The organism is Puerhibacterium puerhi (assembly GCF_009846865.1).
GTDB lineage: Bacteria > Actinomycetota > Actinomycetes > Actinomycetales > Cellulomonadaceae > Puerhibacterium > Puerhibacterium puerhi.
Genome location: NZ_WUWN01000007.1, coordinates 101,377 through 119,844 on the forward strand (window position 1 = coordinate 101,377; position 18,468 = coordinate 119,844).

The 18,468-nt window shown below is 74.8% G+C and carries 19 protein-coding genes; 3 read left to right on the forward strand and 16 right to left on the reverse strand.

The window, feature by feature from the left end; genetic code table 11:
- The first annotated feature begins 102 nt into the window (after nucleotides 1-102).
- Nucleotides 103-669 carry a hypothetical protein gene (locus GSF02_RS06255; RefSeq protein WP_159793852.1) on the forward strand — a complete coding sequence of 189 codons (567 nt, stop codon included), beginning with the start codon at nucleotides 103-105 and terminating at the stop codon, nucleotides 667-669.
- 163 nt (nucleotides 670-832) lie between these two features.
- Here the strand turns inward: GSF02_RS06255 and pstB are convergent, their stop codons facing one another.
- The 4 genes from pstB to pstS all read right to left on the reverse strand — a co-directional run bounded on the left by pstB (nucleotide 833) and on the right by pstS (nucleotide 4,850).
- Nucleotides 833-1,612, reverse strand: a complete 780-nt coding sequence (gene pstB, locus GSF02_RS06260) for a phosphate ABC transporter ATP-binding protein PstB (RefSeq protein WP_159793854.1) — start codon at nucleotides 1,610-1,612, stop codon at nucleotides 833-835.
- Between the two features lie 29 nt (nucleotides 1,613-1,641).
- Nucleotides 1,642-2,604: a phosphate ABC transporter permease PstA gene (gene pstA, locus GSF02_RS06265; RefSeq protein ID WP_159793856.1), complete on the reverse strand. Its 963-nt coding sequence runs from the start codon at nucleotides 2,602-2,604 to the stop codon at nucleotides 1,642-1,644.
- Nucleotides 2,604-3,608 carry a phosphate ABC transporter permease subunit PstC gene (gene pstC, locus GSF02_RS06270; protein ID WP_159793858.1) on the reverse strand — a complete coding sequence of 335 codons (1,005 nt, stop codon included), beginning with the start codon at nucleotides 3,606-3,608 and terminating at the stop codon, nucleotides 2,604-2,606. Before pstC ends, pstA begins: the two co-directional genes overlap by 1 nt.
- Nucleotides 3,609-3,731: 123 nt before the next feature.
- Nucleotides 3,732-4,850, reverse strand: a complete 1,119-nt coding sequence (pstS, locus tag GSF02_RS06275) for a phosphate ABC transporter substrate-binding protein PstS (protein WP_235915404.1) — start codon at nucleotides 4,848-4,850, stop codon at nucleotides 3,732-3,734.
- 258 nt (nucleotides 4,851-5,108) lie between these two features.
- Here pstS and GSF02_RS06280 point away from each other — a divergent pair, with 258 nt between their 5' ends.
- A complete protein-coding gene (locus tag GSF02_RS06280) occupies nucleotides 5,109-5,531 on the forward strand; it encodes an organic hydroperoxide resistance protein (protein ID WP_159793862.1) in 423 nt (140 codons plus the stop codon).
- Between the two features lie 64 nt (nucleotides 5,532-5,595).
- Here the strand turns inward: GSF02_RS06280 and GSF02_RS06285 are convergent, their stop codons facing one another.
- Nucleotides 5,596-6,309: a response regulator transcription factor gene (locus tag GSF02_RS06285; protein WP_159793864.1), complete on the reverse strand. Its 714-nt coding sequence runs from the start codon at nucleotides 6,307-6,309 to the stop codon at nucleotides 5,596-5,598.
- Nucleotides 6,306-7,691: a sensor histidine kinase gene (locus tag GSF02_RS06290; protein WP_159793866.1), complete on the reverse strand. Its 1,386-nt coding sequence runs from the start codon at nucleotides 7,689-7,691 to the stop codon at nucleotides 6,306-6,308. Before GSF02_RS06290 ends, GSF02_RS06285 begins: the two co-directional genes overlap by 4 nt.
- 214 nt (nucleotides 7,692-7,905) lie before the next feature.
- Between GSF02_RS06290 and phoU the strand changes: the two genes are divergently transcribed.
- A complete protein-coding gene (gene phoU / locus GSF02_RS06295; RefSeq protein WP_159793868.1) occupies nucleotides 7,906-8,574 on the forward strand; it encodes a phosphate signaling complex protein PhoU in 669 nt (222 codons plus the stop codon).
- A 141-nt stretch (nucleotides 8,575-8,715) separates the two neighbouring features.
- Here phoU and GSF02_RS06300 read toward each other — a convergent pair whose 3' ends face one another.
- The 10 genes from GSF02_RS06300 to GSF02_RS06345 all read right to left on the reverse strand — a co-directional run bounded on the left by GSF02_RS06300 (nucleotide 8,716) and on the right by GSF02_RS06345 (nucleotide 18,390).
- On the reverse strand, nucleotides 8,716-9,456 hold the full coding sequence (locus GSF02_RS06300) for a phosphoglyceromutase (protein WP_159793870.1): 741 nt from the start codon (nucleotides 9,454-9,456) through the stop codon (nucleotides 8,716-8,718).
- 100 nt (nucleotides 9,457-9,556) lie between these two features.
- Nucleotides 9,557-9,997, reverse strand: coding sequence for a nitroreductase family deazaflavin-dependent oxidoreductase (locus GSF02_RS06305; RefSeq protein WP_159793872.1), 441 nt, complete (start codon nucleotides 9,995-9,997; stop codon nucleotides 9,557-9,559).
- Between the two features lie 31 nt (nucleotides 9,998-10,028).
- A complete protein-coding gene (gene mshA / locus GSF02_RS06310) occupies nucleotides 10,029-11,282 on the reverse strand; it encodes a D-inositol-3-phosphate glycosyltransferase (RefSeq protein WP_159793939.1) in 1,254 nt (417 codons plus the stop codon).
- 38 nt (nucleotides 11,283-11,320) lie between these two features.
- A complete protein-coding gene (locus tag GSF02_RS06315; RefSeq protein WP_159793874.1) occupies nucleotides 11,321-12,571 on the reverse strand; it encodes a lactonase family protein in 1,251 nt (416 codons plus the stop codon).
- Between the two features lie 151 nt (nucleotides 12,572-12,722).
- Nucleotides 12,723-13,058, reverse strand: coding sequence for a histone-like nucleoid-structuring protein Lsr2 (locus GSF02_RS06320; protein ID WP_159793876.1), 336 nt, complete (start codon nucleotides 13,056-13,058; stop codon nucleotides 12,723-12,725).
- A gap of 147 nt (nucleotides 13,059-13,205) precedes the next feature.
- Nucleotides 13,206-13,415 (reverse strand): hypothetical protein, encoded by a 210-nt coding sequence (locus GSF02_RS06325; RefSeq protein WP_159793878.1) that lies wholly within the window; start codon nucleotides 13,413-13,415, stop codon nucleotides 13,206-13,208.
- A 20-nt stretch (nucleotides 13,416-13,435) separates the two neighbouring features.
- Complete coding sequence (lysS, locus tag GSF02_RS06330; RefSeq protein ID WP_201308819.1) at nucleotides 13,436-14,965, reverse strand: lysine--tRNA ligase; 1,530 nt, start codon at nucleotides 14,963-14,965, stop codon at nucleotides 13,436-13,438.
- 235 nt (nucleotides 14,966-15,200) lie between these two features.
- Nucleotides 15,201-16,145 (reverse strand): Rossmann-like and DUF2520 domain-containing protein, encoded by a 945-nt coding sequence (locus GSF02_RS06335; RefSeq protein WP_159793880.1) that lies wholly within the window; start codon nucleotides 16,143-16,145, stop codon nucleotides 15,201-15,203.
- On the reverse strand, nucleotides 16,142-17,881 hold the full coding sequence (locus GSF02_RS06340) for a PH domain-containing protein (RefSeq protein WP_235915405.1): 1,740 nt from the start codon (nucleotides 17,879-17,881) through the stop codon (nucleotides 16,142-16,144). Before GSF02_RS06340 ends, GSF02_RS06335 begins: the two co-directional genes overlap by 4 nt.
- The gene (locus tag GSF02_RS06345) at nucleotides 17,878-18,390 is read right to left on the reverse strand and encodes a PH domain-containing protein (RefSeq protein ID WP_159793882.1); all 513 of its coding nucleotides are present in this window, start codon (nucleotides 18,388-18,390) and stop codon (nucleotides 17,878-17,880) included. Before GSF02_RS06345 ends, GSF02_RS06340 begins: the two co-directional genes overlap by 4 nt.
- Nucleotides 18,391-18,468: the final 78 nt, after the last annotated feature.

The window sequence follows — 18,468 nt, forward strand, 5'->3', positions numbered from 1 at the left end:
ACGGCCCGTGCTGCCCAGCACCTGCTGCCTCAGCACCGCGCCGGGCCGGGCCGACGGGCAGCAGCCCGCCGGCCCACGACCGTCGAGCCCAGGAGTGAGCACGTGTCCCGCACCGCCCGTCCCGCCCGCACCGCCGCCGTCGCCGCCGTCGTGGCGGCCGGTGCTCTGACGCTCGCGGCCTGCACGCCCGCCAGGACCATCGACGCGTACTCCCCGTCGGACGGCTCCCGCGTCGACCTCACGCCCAGCCTGCGCGGCGTCAACCTGCTCGTGGTCACGCCCGAGGAGGACGCCCCCGGCACCCTCCAGGGCGGCCTGGTCAACAAGACCGGCGAGGACGTCACCTACACGCTCACCGCCGAGGGTGCCTCGCCCGTGACCGTGGACGTGCCCGCGCACAGCACCGTCTACCTCGGCACCGAGGGCGGCGTGCCCGCCCAGCTCGACACCGTCGCGACCCACCCCGGCGCCACCCTGCCGGCCTCGCTCGAGGCCGAGGGCGAGACGCAGGAGTTCGACCTGCACGTCTTCGACGACACGCTGCCGGAGTACGCCGCGGTGCTGCCGACGCCGGCGCCGGCCACCTCGGGCGTGCCGACGCCTGCGGTGCCCTCGCCGACGGCCTCGGAGCTGGTCGGCACGTCCGAGTCCGAGAGCGCCACGCACTGACGACGGCGGCCGGGCGGCGCCGGTGCGGCGCCGTCGGCCACCCGGGCGGGGTCTGGCGCCAGCCGACCGCCCGCACCGACGACGAAGGGGCCGGCCTCCCGCGGGAGGCCGGCCCCTTCGTCGTGCGTCGGCGCCGTGCGGCGCCGACGCGCGGGTCACCGGGTCACCCGAAGCGGCCGGAGACGTAGTCCTCGGTGGCCTGCTCGCGCGGGGAGGAGAAGATCGTCGCGGTGTCGTTCATCTCGACGAGGCGGCCCGGCTTGCCGGTGCCCGCGATGTTGAAGAACGCCGTGCGGTCGCTCACGCGCGCCGCCTGCTGCATGTTGTGGGTGACGATGACGATCGTGTAGTCGTTCTTCAGCTCGTGGATGAGGTCCTCGATGGCCAGCGTGGAGATCGGGTCCAGGGCCGAGCACGGCTCGTCCATGAGCAGCACCTGCGGCTTCACCGCGATGGCGCGGGCGATGCACAGGCGCTGCTGCTGGCCGCCCGACAGGCCCGAGCCGGGGCGGTCGAGGCGGTCCTTGACCTCGTTCCACAGGTTCGCCCCCCGCAGGGACGACTCCACCAGGTCGTCGGCGTCCGACTTGCTGATGCGCTTGTTGTTGAGCTTCACGCCGGCCAGCACGTTGTCGCGGATCGACATCGTCGGGAACGGGTTGGGCCGCTGGAACACCATGCCGACGTTGCGGCGCACCGCCACCGGGTCCACGTCCGAGCCGTAGAGGTCCACGCCCTCCATCTCGACGGTGCCCTCGACGCGGGCGCCGGGGATCACCTCGTGCATGCGGTTGAGCGTGCGCAGGAACGTCGACTTGCCGCAGCCGGACGGGCCGATGAAGGCCGTGACGGACTTCGGCTCGATCGTCATCGAGACGTCCTGCACGGCGAGGAAGTCGCCGTAGTAGATGTTCAGGTCCTTGACGTCGATGCGCTGGGCCATCGCAGTCTCGCTTTCTCGGTTCTCGGGTCTCAGCGCAGCTTCGGCGCGAACAGACGGGTGACCAGGCGGCCGACCAGGTTGAGCAGCATCACGATGAGGATCAGCGTGAGCGCGGCAGCCCAGGCCCGCTGGTAGTTGATGTCGGCGATGCAGTCCGCCTGGTCGGGGCGGCAGGGCACCAGGCCCTGGCTGAACTGCCGGTAGACGTACACCGGCAGCGTCATCATGCGGCCGTCGAAGAGGTTGGAGTTGATCGAGTCGGAGACGCCGGCGACGATCAGCAGCGGCGCCGTCTCGCCGATGACGCGCGCGATCGCGAGCATGACGCCGGTGGTCAGGCCGGCCACCGAGGTGCGCAGCACCACCCGCACGATGGTCAGCCACTTGGGCACGCCGAGGGCGTAGGACGCCTCGCGCAGCTCGTTCGGCACGAGCTTGAGCATCTCCTCGCTCGAGCGGACCACCACGGGGATCATCAGCACCGACAGGGCGATGGAGCCGATGATGCCGGCGCGCACGCCGGGCCCGAGCAGCAGGGAGAACAGCGCGTAGGCGAACAGGCCGGCGACGATCGACGGGATGCCGGTCATGACGTCGACGAAGAACGTCACCGACCGGGCCAGGGCCCCGCGACCGTACTCGACGAGGTAGATGGCCACCAGGATGCCGATCGGCACCGAGATGACCGCCGCGCCCAGCGTGATCAGGACCGTGCCGAGGATCGCGTGGTACGCGCCGCCGGCGTCCATCCCGCCGAAGACCCCGCGCATGGAGTTGAGCAGGAAGTAGCCGTCGAAGCGCTCGGCGCCGCGGACGACGACCGTCCACACGAGCGACACCAGCGGGGCGATGGCCAGCAGGAAGGCGCCGTAGACGAGGACCGTCATGGCGCGGTCCTTGCGCCGGCGGGCGGGGTCGGCGCCCGTGAGCAGGGCGCGGGTGCGCTCGGCGGCCTCCGGGGCGCCGGGCGTGGCGGCGGTCGTGGCGCTCATCAGTTGGCTCCCGAGAAGTCCTTGCGGCGCGCCACGATCCAGCGCGCGAACATGTTGACGGCCAGGGTGATGACGAACAGCGCCAGGCCGGTGGCGATCAGCGTGTTGACGCCCAGGCCGGAGGCCTCGGGGAAGTCGGCAGCGATGTACGCCGCGATGGTCTGCTGCTGACCGGCGGCGAGGATCTTGAACGAGTACAGGAACCCGGGCGACAGGATCATCAGCACGGCCATGGTCTCGCCCAGCGCGCGGCCCAGGCCGAGCATGGCGGCCGAGACGATGCCGGAGCGGCCGAACGGCAGGACCGCGGTGCGCACGACCTCCCAGCGCGTGGCGCCGAGCGCGAGCGCCGCCTCCTCGTGCAGGCGCGGTGTCTGCAGGAACACCTCGCGGCACACGGCGGTGATGATCGGCAGGATCATCACCGCGAGGACCACCGCGACGGTGGCGAGGTTCTTGCCGGTGGCGGACACCTGGCCGGAGAACAGCGGGAACCAGCCGGCGACGTCGCCGAGCCAGGCCCAGATCGGCTTGAGCACGTTCTGCCCCAGCACCAGGAAGCCCCACAGGCCGAAGACGACCGACGGCACGGCGGCCAGCAGGTCGACGACGTAGCCCAGCGCCGAGGCGAGCCGCCGCGGCGCGTAGTGGGAGATGAACAGCGCGATGCCCACGGCGACCGGGGTCGCGAGGACCAGCGCGAGCGCCGCGGCGAGCAGCGTGCCGAAGACGAGCGGCCCCGTGAAGCCCAGGAGCGACTCGCCCTCGCCGAAGCGGTTGACCGCCCCGCCGAGCTCGTCGCTGCTCGCCGTGATGGCCGGCAGCGCCTGCACGACCAAGAAGATCGCGACCGCCGCGAGCACGGCCAGGATGACGACGCCGGAGCCGGTGGCCACCCAGCGGAAGACGCGGTTGACGCCTCGGTCCGCCGCGCGGGTGCGACGACGCCGCGGCGGCCGGGGTGCGGCCGGCTCGGTGTCCGGCGAGGTGACGGTGGAGGTCACGCGGGCTGCTCCTCAGGAGGGCGTACTGGTGTGCTCACGGCTGTGCCGGCGACCGGTCCGTCCCCTGCTGGGGCGGCCCGGCCGCCGGCACCGTTGCCTGGTGGCGGCTGCCTCGTGGCGGCGTCAGCCGACCGTGATCGCCTCGATCGCGGCCTGCGCGTCCGTCGCGATGTTCTCGGACAGCGGCGCGGAGCCCGCGGCGTCGGCGGCGGCCTGCTGGCCCTCCTCCGAGACGATGTAGGACAGGAACGCCTTGACGAGCTCGCCCTGCTCGGCGTCGGAGTAGTTCAGGCAGGCGATGCCGTACGAGACGAGCACCAGCGGGTAGACGCCGGACTCGGTCGTGGTGCGGTCGATCTCCACGGCGATGTCGTGCTCGTGGCGGCCCTCGACGCGCGGCGAGGCGTCGACCGTCGCGGCGGCGGCCTCCGGCGAGAACGCCACCCACTCCTCGCCGACCTTGATCGAGGCGGTCGCGAGCTCGCCGACCTTCGAGGCGTCGGCGTAGGTGACGGCGCCCTCGGCGTTCTGGACGGCCTGGACCACGCCGGAGGTGCCCTGCGCGGACTCGCCGCCGGAGATGTCCTCGGGGAAGACGCCGTCCGCCTCCCACGTCCACACGTCGGGGGCCGTGGCGGCGAGGTAGTCGGTGAAGTTCTCGGTGGTGCCCGAGTCGTCGAGGCGGTGCACCGGCGTGATGGCGGTGTCCGGCAGCTCGACGTCGGGGTTGTCAGCGGCGATGGCCTGGTCGTTCCACGTGGTGATCTTGCCGGAGAAGATGCCGGCGATCGTGGCGGGGGCCAGGTTCAGGGAGTCGATGCCCGGCAGGTTGAAGGCCACGGCGATCGGGCTGACGTAGACCGGGATGTCGATGGCGCCGTCCGGGCCGCAGACCTCCTGCGAGGAGGTGAGCTCCTCGTCCTTCAGCGCGGCGTCCGAGCCGGCGAAGGCGGCGCCGCCGGCGAGGAACTGCTCGCGGCCCGCGCCGGAACCCTGCGGGTCGTAGTTGATGGTGACGTCCGGGTTCTGGCTCTGGAAGCCGGCACGCCACGCCTCCATGGCGGACTCCTGCGAGCTCGCGCCGACGCCGTCGAGGGTGCCGGACAGGTCGCCGGCGGCGCTCTCCTCGGGAGCGGCCGAGCCAGAGCCGGTGGGGTCGTCGGAGCCGCAGGCGGCGAGGGTCAGCGCGAGCGCGCCGACCAGCACGGCGGAACCAGCGCGGGAGATGCGGCTGAGCTTCACGTGTCGTTCCATCCTGTTCACACGTCAGTTCGCACCGGCTCGTGCCGGCGTCGTCGTTGACGCTAGGCAGGCAAGGTGGCCCGGTCCCCATCCACCGGTGAACGCCAGGTGAACAGTGCTCGACGACGGGCGGGACGCGGCCGCGACGCCGCGCACACCCGGTTGATCTGGGCTAGCGTCTGTCCCATTTGCCCGGCCCGACGGCGCACGGTCCCCGGCGCGTCGCGTCATCCGGGCCACCCCACGGGAAGGACGCTCATGACCACGCTCTACACCGCAGAGGCCCTGTCCACCGGCGCCGGCCGCGACGGCCACGTGCGCACCAGCGACGGCCGGCTCGACCTCGAGCTGGCCCCGCCGAAGGAGATGGGCGGCTCGGGCGAGGGCACCAACCCCGAGCAGCTCTTCGCCGCCGGCTACGCGGCGTGCTTCCACTCCGCCCTGCAGGCCGTGGCCCGCGCGCAGAAGGTCGCCGTGACGGACAGCAGCGTCGGCGCCCGCGTGGGCATCGGCCCGAACGGCCAGGGCGGCTTCCAGCTCGAGGTGCTCCTCGAGGTCGTGCTGCCGGACCTGCCGCACGAGCAGGCCCAGGCGCTGGCCGACGCCGCGCACCAGGTGTGCCCGTACTCCAACGCCACGCGCGGCAACATCGACGTCACGGTGACCGTCGTCGACGACTGACCACCCCCGACGCCGACGGCTGGAGACGCCGTCGGCGTCCGCAGGGGCGGCGGGGCCCGCCGGGTCAGTCGTCGTCGGCGAGCTTGTAGCCCAGGCCGCGGACCGTCAGCAGGAACCGCGGCGCGCCCGGGTCGGGCTCGATCTTGGCGCGGATCCGCTTGACGTGGACGTCGAGCGTCTTGGTGTCCCCCACGTAGTCGGGGCCCCACACCCGGTCGATGAGCTGCCCGCGGGTGAGCACCCGCCCGGCGTTGCGCATCAGCAGCTCGAGCAGGTCGAACTCCTTGAGCGGCAGCGCGATCGGCTCGCCGCCCACCGTCACGGTGTGCCGGTCGACGTCCATCCGGACCGGCCCCACCTCGAGGACGCCGTCGGGCTCCTCCTCCGCGCTGCCGGCGCTCTCGGCCGCGGCGGCGGGCGAGCGGCGCCGCAGCACGGCGCGCACGCGGGCCAGCAGCTCGCGGAACGAGTACGGCTTGGTGACGTAGTCGTCCGCGCCGAGCTCCAGGCCCACGACCTTGTCGATCTCGGTGTCCTTGGCGGTGAGCATGATGACGGGCACGTCGCCCCGCTGGCGCAGCTGCCGGCACACCTCGGTGCCGGGCAGCCCCGGCAGCATGAGGTCGAGCAGCACGAGGTCGGCGCCCTCGGCGTCGTAGCGCTCGAGCGCCTCGGTGCCGGTGGCGGCCTCGACGACGTCGAACCCCTCGCGGGACAGCTGGTACGTCAGGGGGTCGCGGTAGGACTCCTCGTCCTCGACCACGAGGATGCGCGTCACGCACCCACCTCCTCGGATGTCGCGGCGGTGCCGGCGCCCTCGGCGCGCGGGACGGTGCCGGTCGGGTCGGCGCCGGGCCCGGCGCCGTCGGTCTGCTCGGTCTGGCGGGGCTGCCCGGGCCGGTCGGGCCGGTCGGGCCGGTCGGACTGGTCGGTCCGCCCCGCCTGCCCCGGCTGCTCCGGCTGCTCCGCGTCCGCGTCCGCGTCCGCGTCGGCGCCGTCGTCGGACGCCGGCCGGGCGGCGTGGGGCACGTCGGCCGCGGGGATGCGCAGGGTGAACGTCGAGCCCTTGCCGGGCTCCGACCACATCTGCACGTCGCCGCCGTGGTCGGCCGCCACGTGCTTGACGATCGACAGGCCCAGGCCGGTGCCGCCGGTGTCCCGGGAGCGCGCCGGGTCCACCCGGTAGAAGCGCTCGAACACCCGGTCCTGCTCGTCGGCGGCGATGCCGATGCCCTGGTCGACGACGGCGATCTCGACGAGCCCGGCGCGCTGGGTCACGCCCACCCCCACCCGGGTGTTCGGTGGCGAGTAGCTCACGGCGTTGTCGAGCAGGTTGCGCACCGCGGTGACGAGCAGGTTGTGGTCGCCGTAGACGATGCTGTCCTCGCCGCCGCCGACGGTGATGACGATGTTCTTGGCCTGCGCCGTGGTGCGCGCGCGGTCCACGGCCTCGGCGACGACGTCGGCGACCTGCACGGTGCGCACGTCGGACAGCGCACCCGTGGCCTGCAGCCGGGACAGCTCGATGATCTCGTGCACCAGCGCCGACAGCCGGGTCGCCTCGCGCTGCATGCGCTCGGTGAACCGGCGCACCGCGACCGGGTCGTCGGCCGCGTCCTGCACCGTCTCGGCGAGCAGCGCGAGCGCGCCGACCGGCGTCTTGAGCTCGTGCGAGACGTTGACGACGAAGTCGCGGCGGATCGCCTCGACGCGCCGCGCCTCCGTGCGGTCCTCGGCGAGCACCAGCATGCGGTCGCGCCCCAGCGGCGCCACGCGCACCTGCAGCAGCACCGTGCCGGAGCCGATCGGCCCGCGCGGCAGCTCGAGCTCCTGCTCGCGGATGACGCCGTCGCGCCGCACCTCGGCGACCATCTCGCGCACCGACGCGTGGGCCACGGCGTCGTTGCGCACGACGCCGAGGGCGTACGCCGGCGGGGAGGCGCGCAGCACGTCGTCGTCGGCGTCGAGCACCACGGCCGCCGACCGCAGCACCGACAGCACCCGCACGAGGCCGTCCTCGAGCTCGGGCGCCGTGGCGACGGCGGGCACGTGGCGCTGCGCGCGCTCGGACACCCGGAACGCGACGGTGGCGATCACGCCCACCACCACGCCGAGGATGCCGGCGGCCAGCACCGGCACCCCGGAGATGATCCCGTCCACGGTGCCAGCGTAGGCGGGCCGCGGGGGTGCCCCGGGCCACCGCGGCCGCCCCGGGCGAGCGCTTCCGCTGAAGTTCACCGGCAGTGCGCCCGGAGTTCACCGGAGCGTTCACGCGCGCGTGACAGCCTGGAGCGGTGCCCCGAGCGTGCGCGCACCCGCCCGCGCGGGTGGCGCCGTCCGACAGACGTCCCGGGCGCCCTGCGAGAGGAACCTGATGCGAGAGATCTTCGAGGCCGAGCTGCACCAGCTGGGCGACGACCTGGTCGCCATGAGCCGCCTGGTGGAGTCGGCCGTGACCCGGGCGGGCCGCGCCCTGCTCGAGGCCGACCTCCGGACGGCGCAGGAGGTGATCGAGGCCGACCACGCCATCGACCAGCTGCAGCGCGACCTCGACGAGCGCTGCGTGCACCTCCTCGCGCAGCAGGCGCCGGTCGCCACCGACCTGCGCACCGTCGTCTCCGCGCTGCGGATGAGCTCCACGCTCGAGCGCATGGGCGACCTCGCGCGCCACGTCGCCGAGGTGGCGCGCGGCCGCTACCCGGCAGCGGCGATCGACCCGTCGGCGCGCCCGACGTTCGAGCAGATGCACGCCGCCGCCGTGGACGTCGCGGGCCGCGTCACCACGCTGCTGTCCACGCACGACGTCGAGCTGGCCAAGGCGATCGAGGCCGGCGACGACCGGCTGGACGACCTGCACGCCGACACCTTCGCCGCCCTGCTGGCCCCGGAGTGGTCCGGCACCACGCAGGAGGCCATCGACGTCACGCTGGTGGGCCGCTACTACGAGCGCTTCGGCGACCACGCGGTGTCGATCGCCCGGCGCATCGTGTTCCTCGTGACCGGCGAGTTCGCCGACGACCGCCGGGCCGCCGAGACGGCCTGACGCCGGGCGCCCCGGCTCGGGGCGCCGCCGCGCGCACCGGTCGCCGGCGCCGCAGCGGGCGCCGCACGACGACGGCGGTGCTCCCCTCGAGGGGAGCACCGCCGTCGTCGTCTCACCGGCCCTGCCGGGCCGGCGGCCGGCTCACTTGCCCTGGTTGGCCACCGCGGCGATCGCCGCCTTCGCGGCGTCCGGGTCGAGGTAGGTGCCGCCGCGGGTCACGGGCTCGAGGGTCTCCTCGTCGAGCTCGTAGACCAGCGGGATGCCCGTCGGCACGTTGAGGCCCGCGATCGTGTCGTCGTCGATGCCGTCGATGTGCTTGATGATGGCGCGCAGCGAGTTGCCGTGCGCTGCCACGAGCACCGTCCTGCCCGCCTGCAGGTCCGGCACGATCTCCGACTCCCAGTACGGCAGGGCCCGCTCGAGCACCTGCTTGAGGGCCTCGGCGCGCGGGATCGGCTCACCGGCGTAGCGCACGTCGGAGTCCTGCGAGAACTCCGAGCCGAGCTCGATGTCCGGCGGCGGGACGTCGTAGGAGCGGCGCCAGAGCATGAACTGCTCCTCGCCGTACTCGTCGCGGATCTGCTTCTTGTCCTTGCCCTGCAGGGCACCGTAGTGGCGCTCGTTGAGGCGCCACGACCGCTTCACCGGGATCCAGTGACGGTCGGCCTTGTCGAGCGCGAAGTTCGCGGTCATGATCGCGCGGCGCAGCAGCGACGTGTGCACGACGTCCGGCGCGATCCCGGCCTCGGCGAGGAGCGTGCCCCCGCGCTTGGCCTCCTCGATGCCCTTCTCCGACAGGGCCACGTCGACCCAGCCGGTGAACAGGTTCTTCGCGTTCCACTCGCTCTCGCCGTGGCGGAGCAGCACGAGGGTGTAGGTCATGGACCCCATCCTGCCGTGTTCCGCGCCCGCGGGCGACGACGGGCCGCCGTCCGGACGCGGGCGCGGTCCGGACGGGCGGCGGTTCCGGGCGGGGACCGGCTCAGTCCGCGACCGGCTCCAGGACGAAGACGGGGATGACGCGCTCGGTCCGCTCCTGGTAGTCGGCGTAGTCGGGGTACGCCGCCACGGCGCGCTCCCACCACTCCTCGCGCTCGGTGCCGTGCACCTCGCGCGCCACGTAGTCGCGCCTGACGGGACCGTCCTGCAGCTCCACGTGGGGGTTCGCGACGACGTTGTGGTACCACAGCGGGTGCTTCGGGGCGCCGCCGAGCGAGGCGACGACGGCGTAGCGGCCGTCGTGCTCGACCCGCATGAGCGGCGTCTTGCGCAGCTTGCCGGACCTCGCGCCGACGGTCGTCAGGACGACGACGGGCATGCCGCGCAGCGTGGTGGCCTGCGTGCCCTGCGAGGCCTCGTAGGTCTCGACCTGCTTGCGGGCCCAGTCGGACGTGCTGGGGGCGTACTCACCGATCAGAGGCATGCGGCCATCCTGCTCGCCCCGGGCACCCGTGTCATCCGCGGCGGGCGGCGCGGGCCTTGCGCGCCTGCTCGTACACGTCCAGCATCGCCGCGGCCGCGCGCTCCCACGAGAAGCGCTCGCTGGCGCGCCGCGCACCCTCGCCGAGCTGGGCCCGGCGCCGAGGGTCGGCGAGCAGGTCGCCGAGCGCCCGCGCCCACGCCTCCGCCCGGTGGCCGGGCACCAGCACGCCGGAGACGCCGTCGACGACGACGGTCCGCAGGCCGCCCACCGCGGCGGCCACGACGGGCGTGCCGCAGGCCTGCGCCTCGGCCGCCACGAGGCCGAACGACTCGTTGTGCGAGGGCACCGCGACCAGGTCCGCCGCGCGGTACCAGTCGGCCAGCTCGTGCCGTGGCACCGGGGGCCGGACGAGCACGCGGTCGCGCACGCCCAGCTGGTGGGCCAGCGCCTCGAGCTCGCGCACCGCCGTCGGGCGGCCGCTGGCCCCGCCGAGCACGACGAGCAGCGGCGGCTCCGCGCCGTCCCCACCGCCCGCACCGCCGGTCAGCAGCGGCAGCGCCCGCACGAGCACGTCCGGGCCCTTGAGCAGCTGCACGCGCCCGGCGAACAGCACCACGGGCCGGTCGGCCGGCAGGCCCAGCCGCGCGCGCAGCGCGCGGCGCGCCGGCGCGCCGCCGGCGAGCGGCGTGAAGGTCGCCAGGTCCACCCCCGGGGCCACCACGTGCACGACGTCGGGGTCGGCGTCGTAGCGCTCCACGAGGTCGGCGGCCTCCTCGCGGGTCGAGGCGACCAGCGCGTCGGCGGCCCCCACCACCTGCTCCTCGCCGATGACGCGGCCCTGCGGCTCGGGGGCGTCGCCCGGCGCCAGGGCGGCGTTCTTGACCTTCGCCATCGTGTGCATCGTGTGCACGAGCGGCACGTCCCAGCGCTCGGCGGCGAGCCAGCCGGCCTGCCCGCTGAGCCAGTAGTGGGTGTGCACGACGTCGTACCAGCCCTCCGGCCGGTGGGCCTCGGCCCGCAGCACGCCGGCGGTGAACGCGCACAGCTGGCCGGGCAGGTCGTTCTTGTCGAGCCCCTCGAACGGCCCGGCGGGCACGTGCAGCACCCGGATGCCCGGCTCGGCGTCGACCACCGGCGGCTGCGCCGACGACGTGGCGCGGGTGTAGACCTCCACCTGCGCACCGCAGCGGGCCAGCGCGCGCGACAGCTCGAGCACGTACACGTTCATGCCGCCCGCGTCGCCGGTGCCCGGCTGGTCCAGGGGCGAGGTGTGCACCGAGAGCATCGCGACGCGCGGGCCCCGCCCGCCGCGCTGCGGCTGGGTCACCACGCCTCCAGCACGCAGGCGGGCGGCGTCGGCATCGGCAGCCGGTGCACCACCTCGCCCGCGCCGGTCCGGGGGTCCACGCGCAGCGAGACGAGCTCGGAGGTGCCCTGCAGCGCGACGACGACGAGGTCCTCGTGCGGCGCGAGCGCGCCCGGCGCGCCGGCCGCCTCCCGCGCCGCGCCGCGGTCGAGGACCGCGTGGTGGCGCGGCCACGCGCCCTCGCCCAGCGGGACGTCCGCGCGGTGCGCCCAGCGCCGCCCGTCGAGCACCGAGCCCGGCCCGGCCTCGACCCCTGCGGGCGTCACGGTGAGCACCGCGAGCACGTCGGGCCCGCGCACGCCGACGTACAGCGCCTCGTCCGGGGCCGTTCGGCTGACCGAGACGTGCGAGGGCTGCACCGGCGTGCCCTGGGGCAGCGTGGCCTCGAGGTCCATCACCGGTGCCGAGCCGAGGTGCTCGTACCCGCCGTCCGCCCGGGGCGCCAGCACGTGCGCGCGCCCGTCGAGCTCGCCGACGACGACGAGGTGGCCCGCGCATCGCACCGCGTGCCGGGGGCCGGTGCCGGCCGGCAGCGGGACCGTCGGCAGCGGGCCGTCCGGCCGCGCGTCGGGGCCGCCCCCGGTCGCGGACGTCGCGGCGGTGGCCGCCTTGCCGGTGGGAAGACGCCGCAGCTCGTCGGTGCCCAGGTCGCTGACCAGCACGCCGTCGGCGTCGCCACCCGCCCGCGCGGGCAGCACGAAGTGGGCGTGCGGGCCCTCCTGGCGGTCCGTGACGGGTCCGGAGCCCTCATGCCCGAAGGTGGTGACGCCCTCGGCGGCGGGTACACCGGTGGCCGGGTCGACCGGCAGCCGCGCGGCGACGCCGTCGCCGTAGTTCGCCACCCACACCTCGTCGTCGAGCGCGAGCACGTGGCACGGGAACGACCCGCCCGAGGCGACGGCGCCGAGGACCGCCAGACCGGTCGCGGGGTCGCCCGCGCCGGCGTCCGGCGCGGCGTCGGCGAGCACCTCGAGCGCGGTGAGCGTGCCGGGGTCGTCCTCCCCCACCGCGTAGAGCGTGCGGCCCGAGGGGTGCAGCGCCAGGAACGACGGCGCGGGCAGCGTCACCGCGAGGCGCGGCTCGCCGAACGCCCCGGTGCGCAGGTCGACGTCCACGCGCCAGACGCCCTCGCCGGACCCCGGGGAGGCGCCCTCGGGCTGGTAGGTGCCGATCCACAGGGCGCGGGTCGTGGCCCGGTCAGACGTCATGGCACGAAGCCTATTGCGGCGCGGCGCGTCCGCAGTTCGCACCGGTGGCCGGTGCCCGGCCCGCGCCGGACAGCACCGCGCCCCGGCGGGTCGGGACCTGCCGGGGCGGGGTGCGGGTCGACGCGTGCCGTCGACCGAGGTCAGCGCGCGATCAGTGCGCCGCCTCGAAGGCGTTCATGACCTCGGACGAGATCCGGCCGCGGTCGGAGACCTGGAAGCCGTTCTCCTTGGCCCACTCGCGGATCTTCGCGAGCTGCGCACGGTCGGTGCCGGTGCGGCGCGGACCGCTCGGGCGGGTGCCGCCCGTGCGCGTGGCCGTCTTGCGCGCGTGGCCGATCCACGTCGCGAACGCGTCTCGGAGCTCGGCGGCGTGCGCCGAGCTGAGGTCGATCTCGTAGGTGACGCCGTCGAGGGCGAAGGAGACGGTCTCGTCCGCCTCCGCGCCGTCGATGTCGTCGATGAGAACGACCTGAGTCTTCTGGACCACGAAGGACCGCCTTTCACCGGCAGGAATGGCAACGAGCAGCATTGAGCATGACCGAGGCGCATTCCGGTGTCAACGCACCACGCGGACCATTTCGAGAATGCACCCGCGCAATACGTTCGCGGTGAAACTATTGTCCGCCGACCGCTTTCAATCGGCGGAGGCGACCGAACCGGTGGGACCGGCGGCGCCATTCGTCCCCTGCGCGCGCCGCGCGTCCTCGGCGTCCAGCCGGGCGAGCGCCTCGCGCTCGTTGCGGTCGGCCCGCACGATCTTGCGCATCGCGAACCAGAACAGCAGGCCCACGCCCACCGACGGCGCGAGCGCGATGAGCGAGGCGGTGATGACGTCCGAATTCATGACGGTGACCTCGATGGTCCTCAGGACTGCGGCTTGACGAGCGGGAACAGGATGGTCTCGCGGATGCCCAGCCCCGTCAGCGCCATGAGCAGGCGGTCGACGCCCATGCCCATGCCGCCGGCCGGGGGCATCGCGTACTCCATCGCGGTGAGGAAGTCCTCGTCGAGCTTCATGGCCTCGGCGTCGCCCGCCGCGGCGAGCAGCGCCTGCGCCTCGAAGCGCTGGCGCTGGATCACCGGGTCGACCAGCTCGGAGTAGGCGGTGGCGAGCTCGAAGCCGCGCACGTACAGGTCCCACTTCTCGACCTGGCCGCGGACGCTGCGGTGGTCGCGGGTCAGCGGCGAGGTCTCGACCGGGAAGTCGCGCACGAACGTCGGGGCCGTGAGGTGGTCGCCGACCTGGTGCTCCCACAGCGCCTCGACCAGCTTGCCGTGGTTGACCGCCTTCTTCTCGACGTCGACGTCGAGCTTCGCGGCGATCTTCAGCAGGTCCTCGACCGTCGTGTCCGGGGTGATTTCCTCCCCCAGGGACTCCGAGAGGGAGCCGTACATCGTCAGCTGCGCCCACTGCCCGCCGAGCTCGTACTCCTCGCCGTCCGCGAGGGTCACCAGCGTGCTGCCGAGAACCTCCTGCGCGGCGGTCTGCACGAGGTCCTGGGTGAGCTCGGCCATCGTGTTGTAGTCGCCGTAGGCCTCATAGGCCTCGAGCATCGCGAATTCCGGCGAGTGCGTGGAGTCGGCACCCTCGTTGCGGAAGTTGCGGTTGATCTCGAAGACGCGCTCCACGCCGCCCACGACCGCCTTCTTCAGGAATAGCTCGGGGGCGATTCGCAGATACAGGTCGATGTCATAGGCGTTCATGTGCGTCTGGAACGGACGCGCCGCCGCACCGGAGGCGATGGTCTGCAGCATCGGGGTCTCGACCTCGAGATATCCCCGCCGGTGGAAGTTGTCGCGCATCGAGCGCACGACGCCGGCGCGCAGGCGCACCATGTCGCGCGCGGCCGGGCGCGCGATGAGATCGACGTACCGCTGGCGGACGCGCGACTCCTCGCTGAGGTCCTTGTGCAGCACCGGCAGCGGGCGCAGCGCCTTGGCCGCGATCTGCCACGAGTCGGCGAACACGCTGAGCTCGCCGCGGCGCGACGAGCCGATGCGGCCGTGCACGAACAGGTGGTCGCCCAGGTCGACGTCGGCCTTGAACGCCGTCAGCGACTCCTCGCCGACCTCCTTCTGGCTCAGCATCGCCTGGAGGCGGTGGCCGGCGCCGTCCTGCAGCGTGACGAAGCACAGCTTGCCGGTGTTGCGCAGGAACACCACGCGGCCGGCGACGCCCGCGACGTCCTCGGTCTCCTGGCCCGCCTCGAGGTGCCCGTACGTCTCGCGGACCTGCGCGATCGTGTGCGTCACCGGCACGGAGACCGGGTACGCCTCGCCCCCGGCGGCGATGATCCGCTCGCGCTTCTCGCGACGGACGCGCAGCTGCTCGGGCAGGTCGTCGACCACGGCGTCGGCCGCGTCGGGAGCGGGGGTGTTCTCGGCAGAGGTCACCAGCCGATCCTACCGGCGCCGGGCGGCCCCGACCGGGGTCCGGGGCGCCCGCCCGAGAGGTACGCGTCACCCTCTCGCCGGCCCGCCTTGCCGTCCCCCGGGGTGCCGGCACCGGCTCGTCAGCACCGGCTCCTCAGCACCGGCTTGTCAGCACCGGCTCGTCAGCACCGGCTGTCAGTACGGGCGCAGGCCATGGCGTGCGCCGGTACTGACAGCGCCCGGGGGGACGGGCGGGTCAGTCGTCGGCGGGCCGGTACGCGTCCAGGACGTCGAGCAGCCGCTGCGTCGCGGCGTCGTCGAGCCGGTGGCTCGCGACGGCGCGGCGGGCGGCGCCGCGGGCCAGCTGCGCGTACGACGCCGGCAGGTCGGTCGCGCCGGTGCGGGCGGCGAGGTCGCCGAGCGCCTCGAGGTGGGCGGCCACCGCCGCGGCGTCGCCGGCCGGCACCGCCCCGCCGAGCGCCGCCACCGCGCCCGGGCCGACGCCGTCCTCGCGCGTGTCCGCGGCGCGCGTCGCGCCGTCCACCGCCGCCGTCAGCAGCGGCCGCAGCAGCCGGCCGGGCCGCTCGACGCCGGCCGCCTCGAGCGCCTGCGCGGCCTGCGCCACCAGGACGACGAGGTGGTCGGCGCCGTGCGCGAGGGCCGCGTGGTAGAGCGGCCGGGCGGCCTCGTCGACGATCACGGGCTCCCCGCCGACCTCGACGACGAGCGCCTGCCCGATGGGCTGTACCGCCGCCGGGGCGGTGACGGCGAAGGTGGTGCCCTCGAGGCGCGAGAGGTCGAGCGAGGTGCCGGTGAACGTCATCGCCGGGTGGACCGCCAGCGGGATGGCGCCCGCCTGCCGCGCCGGCTCGAGCACGCCCGTGCCGTGGCGCCCGGAGGTGTGCACGACGAGCTGCCCGGTCTGCCACGCCCCCACGCCGGCGAGCCCGGCGACGAGGTCGGCCAGGGCGTCGTCGGGCACCGCGAGCAGCACGAGCTCCGAGCGCTCGACGACCTGCTCGACCGTGAGGTTGGGGACGCCGGGCAGCAGCGTGGCGATGCGCTCGCGCGAGGCCTCGCTGATGCCGCTGGCGCCGACGACGGCGTGGCCGGTGGCGCGCAGGGCGCTGCCGAGGACCGCGCCGACCCGCCCGGCGCCGACGACGCCGACGCCGAGGCGCCCGGGACGACGGTCGGTCATCCGCGCTCCTCCCCGCCGCCGGGCAGCCCGGGGGCGGACCCCGGCGCGGCGGCCTCGGCGGGCTCCCCGTCGGCACGGTTGGCCTCCGCCACCTGTGCGCGCTGCTCCATCCACCGCTCGGGGCCTGCCGTCGCGCGGGCGGTGCGGGCGCGGCGCGCCTGCTCCTCGAGCAGCCGTCCGGCGTCGCCGGCGTCGAGGTGCGCCACCGCGGGCGCCACGGGCCCCGCCGTCGAGTGGACGGTGAAGGTCGCGACGGCGAGCCGCCGCTGCCACGGCCCCTGCGCGACGGCCAGGGACTGGGTGCGCTCGTGCGGCACGAGCACCAGGCGGCGCACGACGCGCCCGCTGCGCAGGAGCAGCGCCCGGTCGGTGACGGCGAAGCCGTTGCGCCGCCAGGCGACCGGGTCGAGCCACCGCGAGCGGCGCGGCGCCACGGTGAACTGCCCGTGCGGGTCCGTGCCGGTCAGGCCCTCGTCGAGCAGCCGCAGGGGGTCCTCGGTGCCCAGGTCGGGCAGCACCAGCCACAGCGCGGTGAGCGCCTCCGCGCGCGGGCCCACGGGCAGCAGCACGTTCTGCGACTCGGTGTTCTCCCCCGTCGCGTACCCGGCCACGTTGACCTTGACGCGCCACCAGTCCGGGCCGCGCCACAGCGGCCCCTGGGTGAGCGACACCGCCTGCACGCGGCCGGGCGGGATGGTCTGGGCGCGGGTCTCCAGCAGGCCGTGCCGCAGCCGGATCCCGTCCGGGGACAGCGCGGCGCGGAAGCCGAACTCCCCGGCGAAGCGCTGGAAGAGGTAGCCCCCGCCACCGAGCACCGCCGGTGCCGCGGAGACGAGGATGCCGAAGTTCCGGGTCAGCGCGACGGCCACGACCACGCCGACCAGGCCGAGCGCGACGACCCACAGCGCGGGGGACCGCAGCAGCGAGTGCACGAGGCGGCCCGCGGGCACCTCGTAGACCTGCTCCTCGGGCGCCTCGTCGACCTCGTCGAGACCGCCGTCGGCCGGGCGGCCGGCCGACGCGCGGCCGGCCACGCCCGCGGCGGGGACGCCGTCGACCAGCGCGACTCCGTCCGCGGCGGGGACGCCGTCGACGGGTGCGGCAGCGCCGGTCGCCGGGCCGGCGTCGGGACGCACGGCGGCGGCGTCGGCCGCGGGCGCCGGGGTCCCGGTGCGGCGCGCCTTGACGCCGGCGGCACGGGCGAGCAGGTCGGCGCGCAGGCGGCGGGCGTCCTGCTCGCGCAGGAACCCGATCGCCACCCCGGAGCCGCTGCCGCCGGCCACCTCGAGCGTGAGCTCGGCGAGCCCGCCGAGGCGCGCCAGCAGCGGCTGGCGGATGTCGACGGCCTGGAGACGGTCGAGCCGCGCGTGCCGCTGCTGGCGGAACAGCACGCCCTTGCGCAGGTGGACGGCGTCGTCGTCGACGGCGTAGGCGGTCATGCGCCAGGCGAGGGCGGCGTAGCCGAACACCAGCGCCAGGAGCAGCACGACGGCGAGGGCGACCTTCCACCACAGGCCCGAGACCTGGGACACGGCCGCGGCGGCGCCGCCGACCGCTTCCAGCTGGTCGAGCGTCTGATGGCCGATGAACGCGATCGCCACCAGGATCACCGACCAGCCCCGCACGAACGGCGTGACCGGGTGCATGCGCTGCCAGGCGAGGTCGCCCGCGGGCGCGTCGGCGCCGGTCGCGCCGGTCGGCGGTGCGCCGTGGGGCGTCGGGTCGGCGGCGCTCACAGGCCGGCCAGCCTCGCCTCGCCGCGCGCGGAGAGCCGGTCGCGCAGCCGCTCCGCCTCCGCCGGGGGCAGGCCCGGGATGACGGCGTCCGTGGCCGCGGCGGCCGTGTGCAGCTGGACCTTGGCGATGCCCAGCCTGCGGTCCAGCGGGCCGGCCTCGACGTCCACGTACTGCATGCGCCCGTAGGGCACCACCACGAGCGAGCGGAACAGCACCCCCTTGCGCACCAGCAGGTCGTCGTCGCGCTCGGCGTACCCGAGGGCGCGCACCTGGCGCGGCACGACGACGGCCGTGGCGGCGAAGATCGCTGCCGGCACGCCGGCGAGGATCCACCACCAGGGGGAGAACACCAGCGCGAGCACCGCCCCCACGACGACCGGCACGACCACGGAGACCGCACCCGAGACGAGGCGGGCGGTCACGAGGCGCGGCGAGACGCTGCGGAAGTCGACGCCGACCGGCTCGAAGGGCGCTGCGGGGTCACCGGACGTGGGCTGCGGGGTGGCCATGGCGCCCATCCTCGCATCGACGCCGCCGGAGGTCAGCAGCCCGCGCCCGCGGGCGCCGGACCGGCCGCGACGTCCCGT

Excerpts from the sequence above, each read along its gene's own strand:
- GSF02_RS06280 (WP_159793862.1), top strand. The coding sequence starts at position 5,109 with ATGACCACGCTCTACACCGCAGAGGCCCTGTCCACCGGCGCCGGCCGC.
- pstB (WP_159793854.1), bottom strand. The coding sequence starts at position 1,612 with ATGGCCCAGCGCATCGACGTCAAGGACCTGAACATCTACTACGGCGAC.
- pstA (WP_159793856.1), bottom strand. The coding sequence starts at position 2,604 with ATGAGCGCCACGACCGCCGCCACGCCCGGCGCCCCGGAGGCCGCCGAG.
- GSF02_RS06325 (WP_159793878.1), bottom strand. The coding sequence starts at position 13,415 with ATGAATTCGGACGTCATCACCGCCTCGCTCATCGCGCTCGCGCCGTCG.
- GSF02_RS06315 (WP_159793874.1), bottom strand. The coding sequence starts at position 12,571 with ATGACGTCTGACCGGGCCACGACCCGCGCCCTGTGGATCGGCACCTAC.
- GSF02_RS06335 (WP_159793880.1), bottom strand. The coding sequence starts at position 16,145 with ATGACCGACCGTCGTCCCGGGCGCCTCGGCGTCGGCGTCGTCGGCGCC.
- mshA (WP_159793939.1), bottom strand. The coding sequence starts at position 11,282 with ATGCTCTCGGTGCACACCTCGCCCCTGGACCAGCCGGGCACCGGCGAC.
- GSF02_RS06345 (WP_159793882.1), bottom strand. The coding sequence starts at position 18,390 with ATGGCCACCCCGCAGCCCACGTCCGGTGACCCCGCAGCGCCCTTCGAG.
- phoU (WP_159793868.1), top strand. The coding sequence starts at position 7,906 with ATGCGAGAGATCTTCGAGGCCGAGCTGCACCAGCTGGGCGACGACCTG.
- GSF02_RS06305 (WP_159793872.1), bottom strand. The coding sequence starts at position 9,997 with ATGCCTCTGATCGGTGAGTACGCCCCCAGCACGTCCGACTGGGCCCGC.
- GSF02_RS06300 (WP_159793870.1), bottom strand. The coding sequence starts at position 9,456 with ATGACCTACACCCTCGTGCTGCTCCGCCACGGCGAGAGCGAGTGGAAC.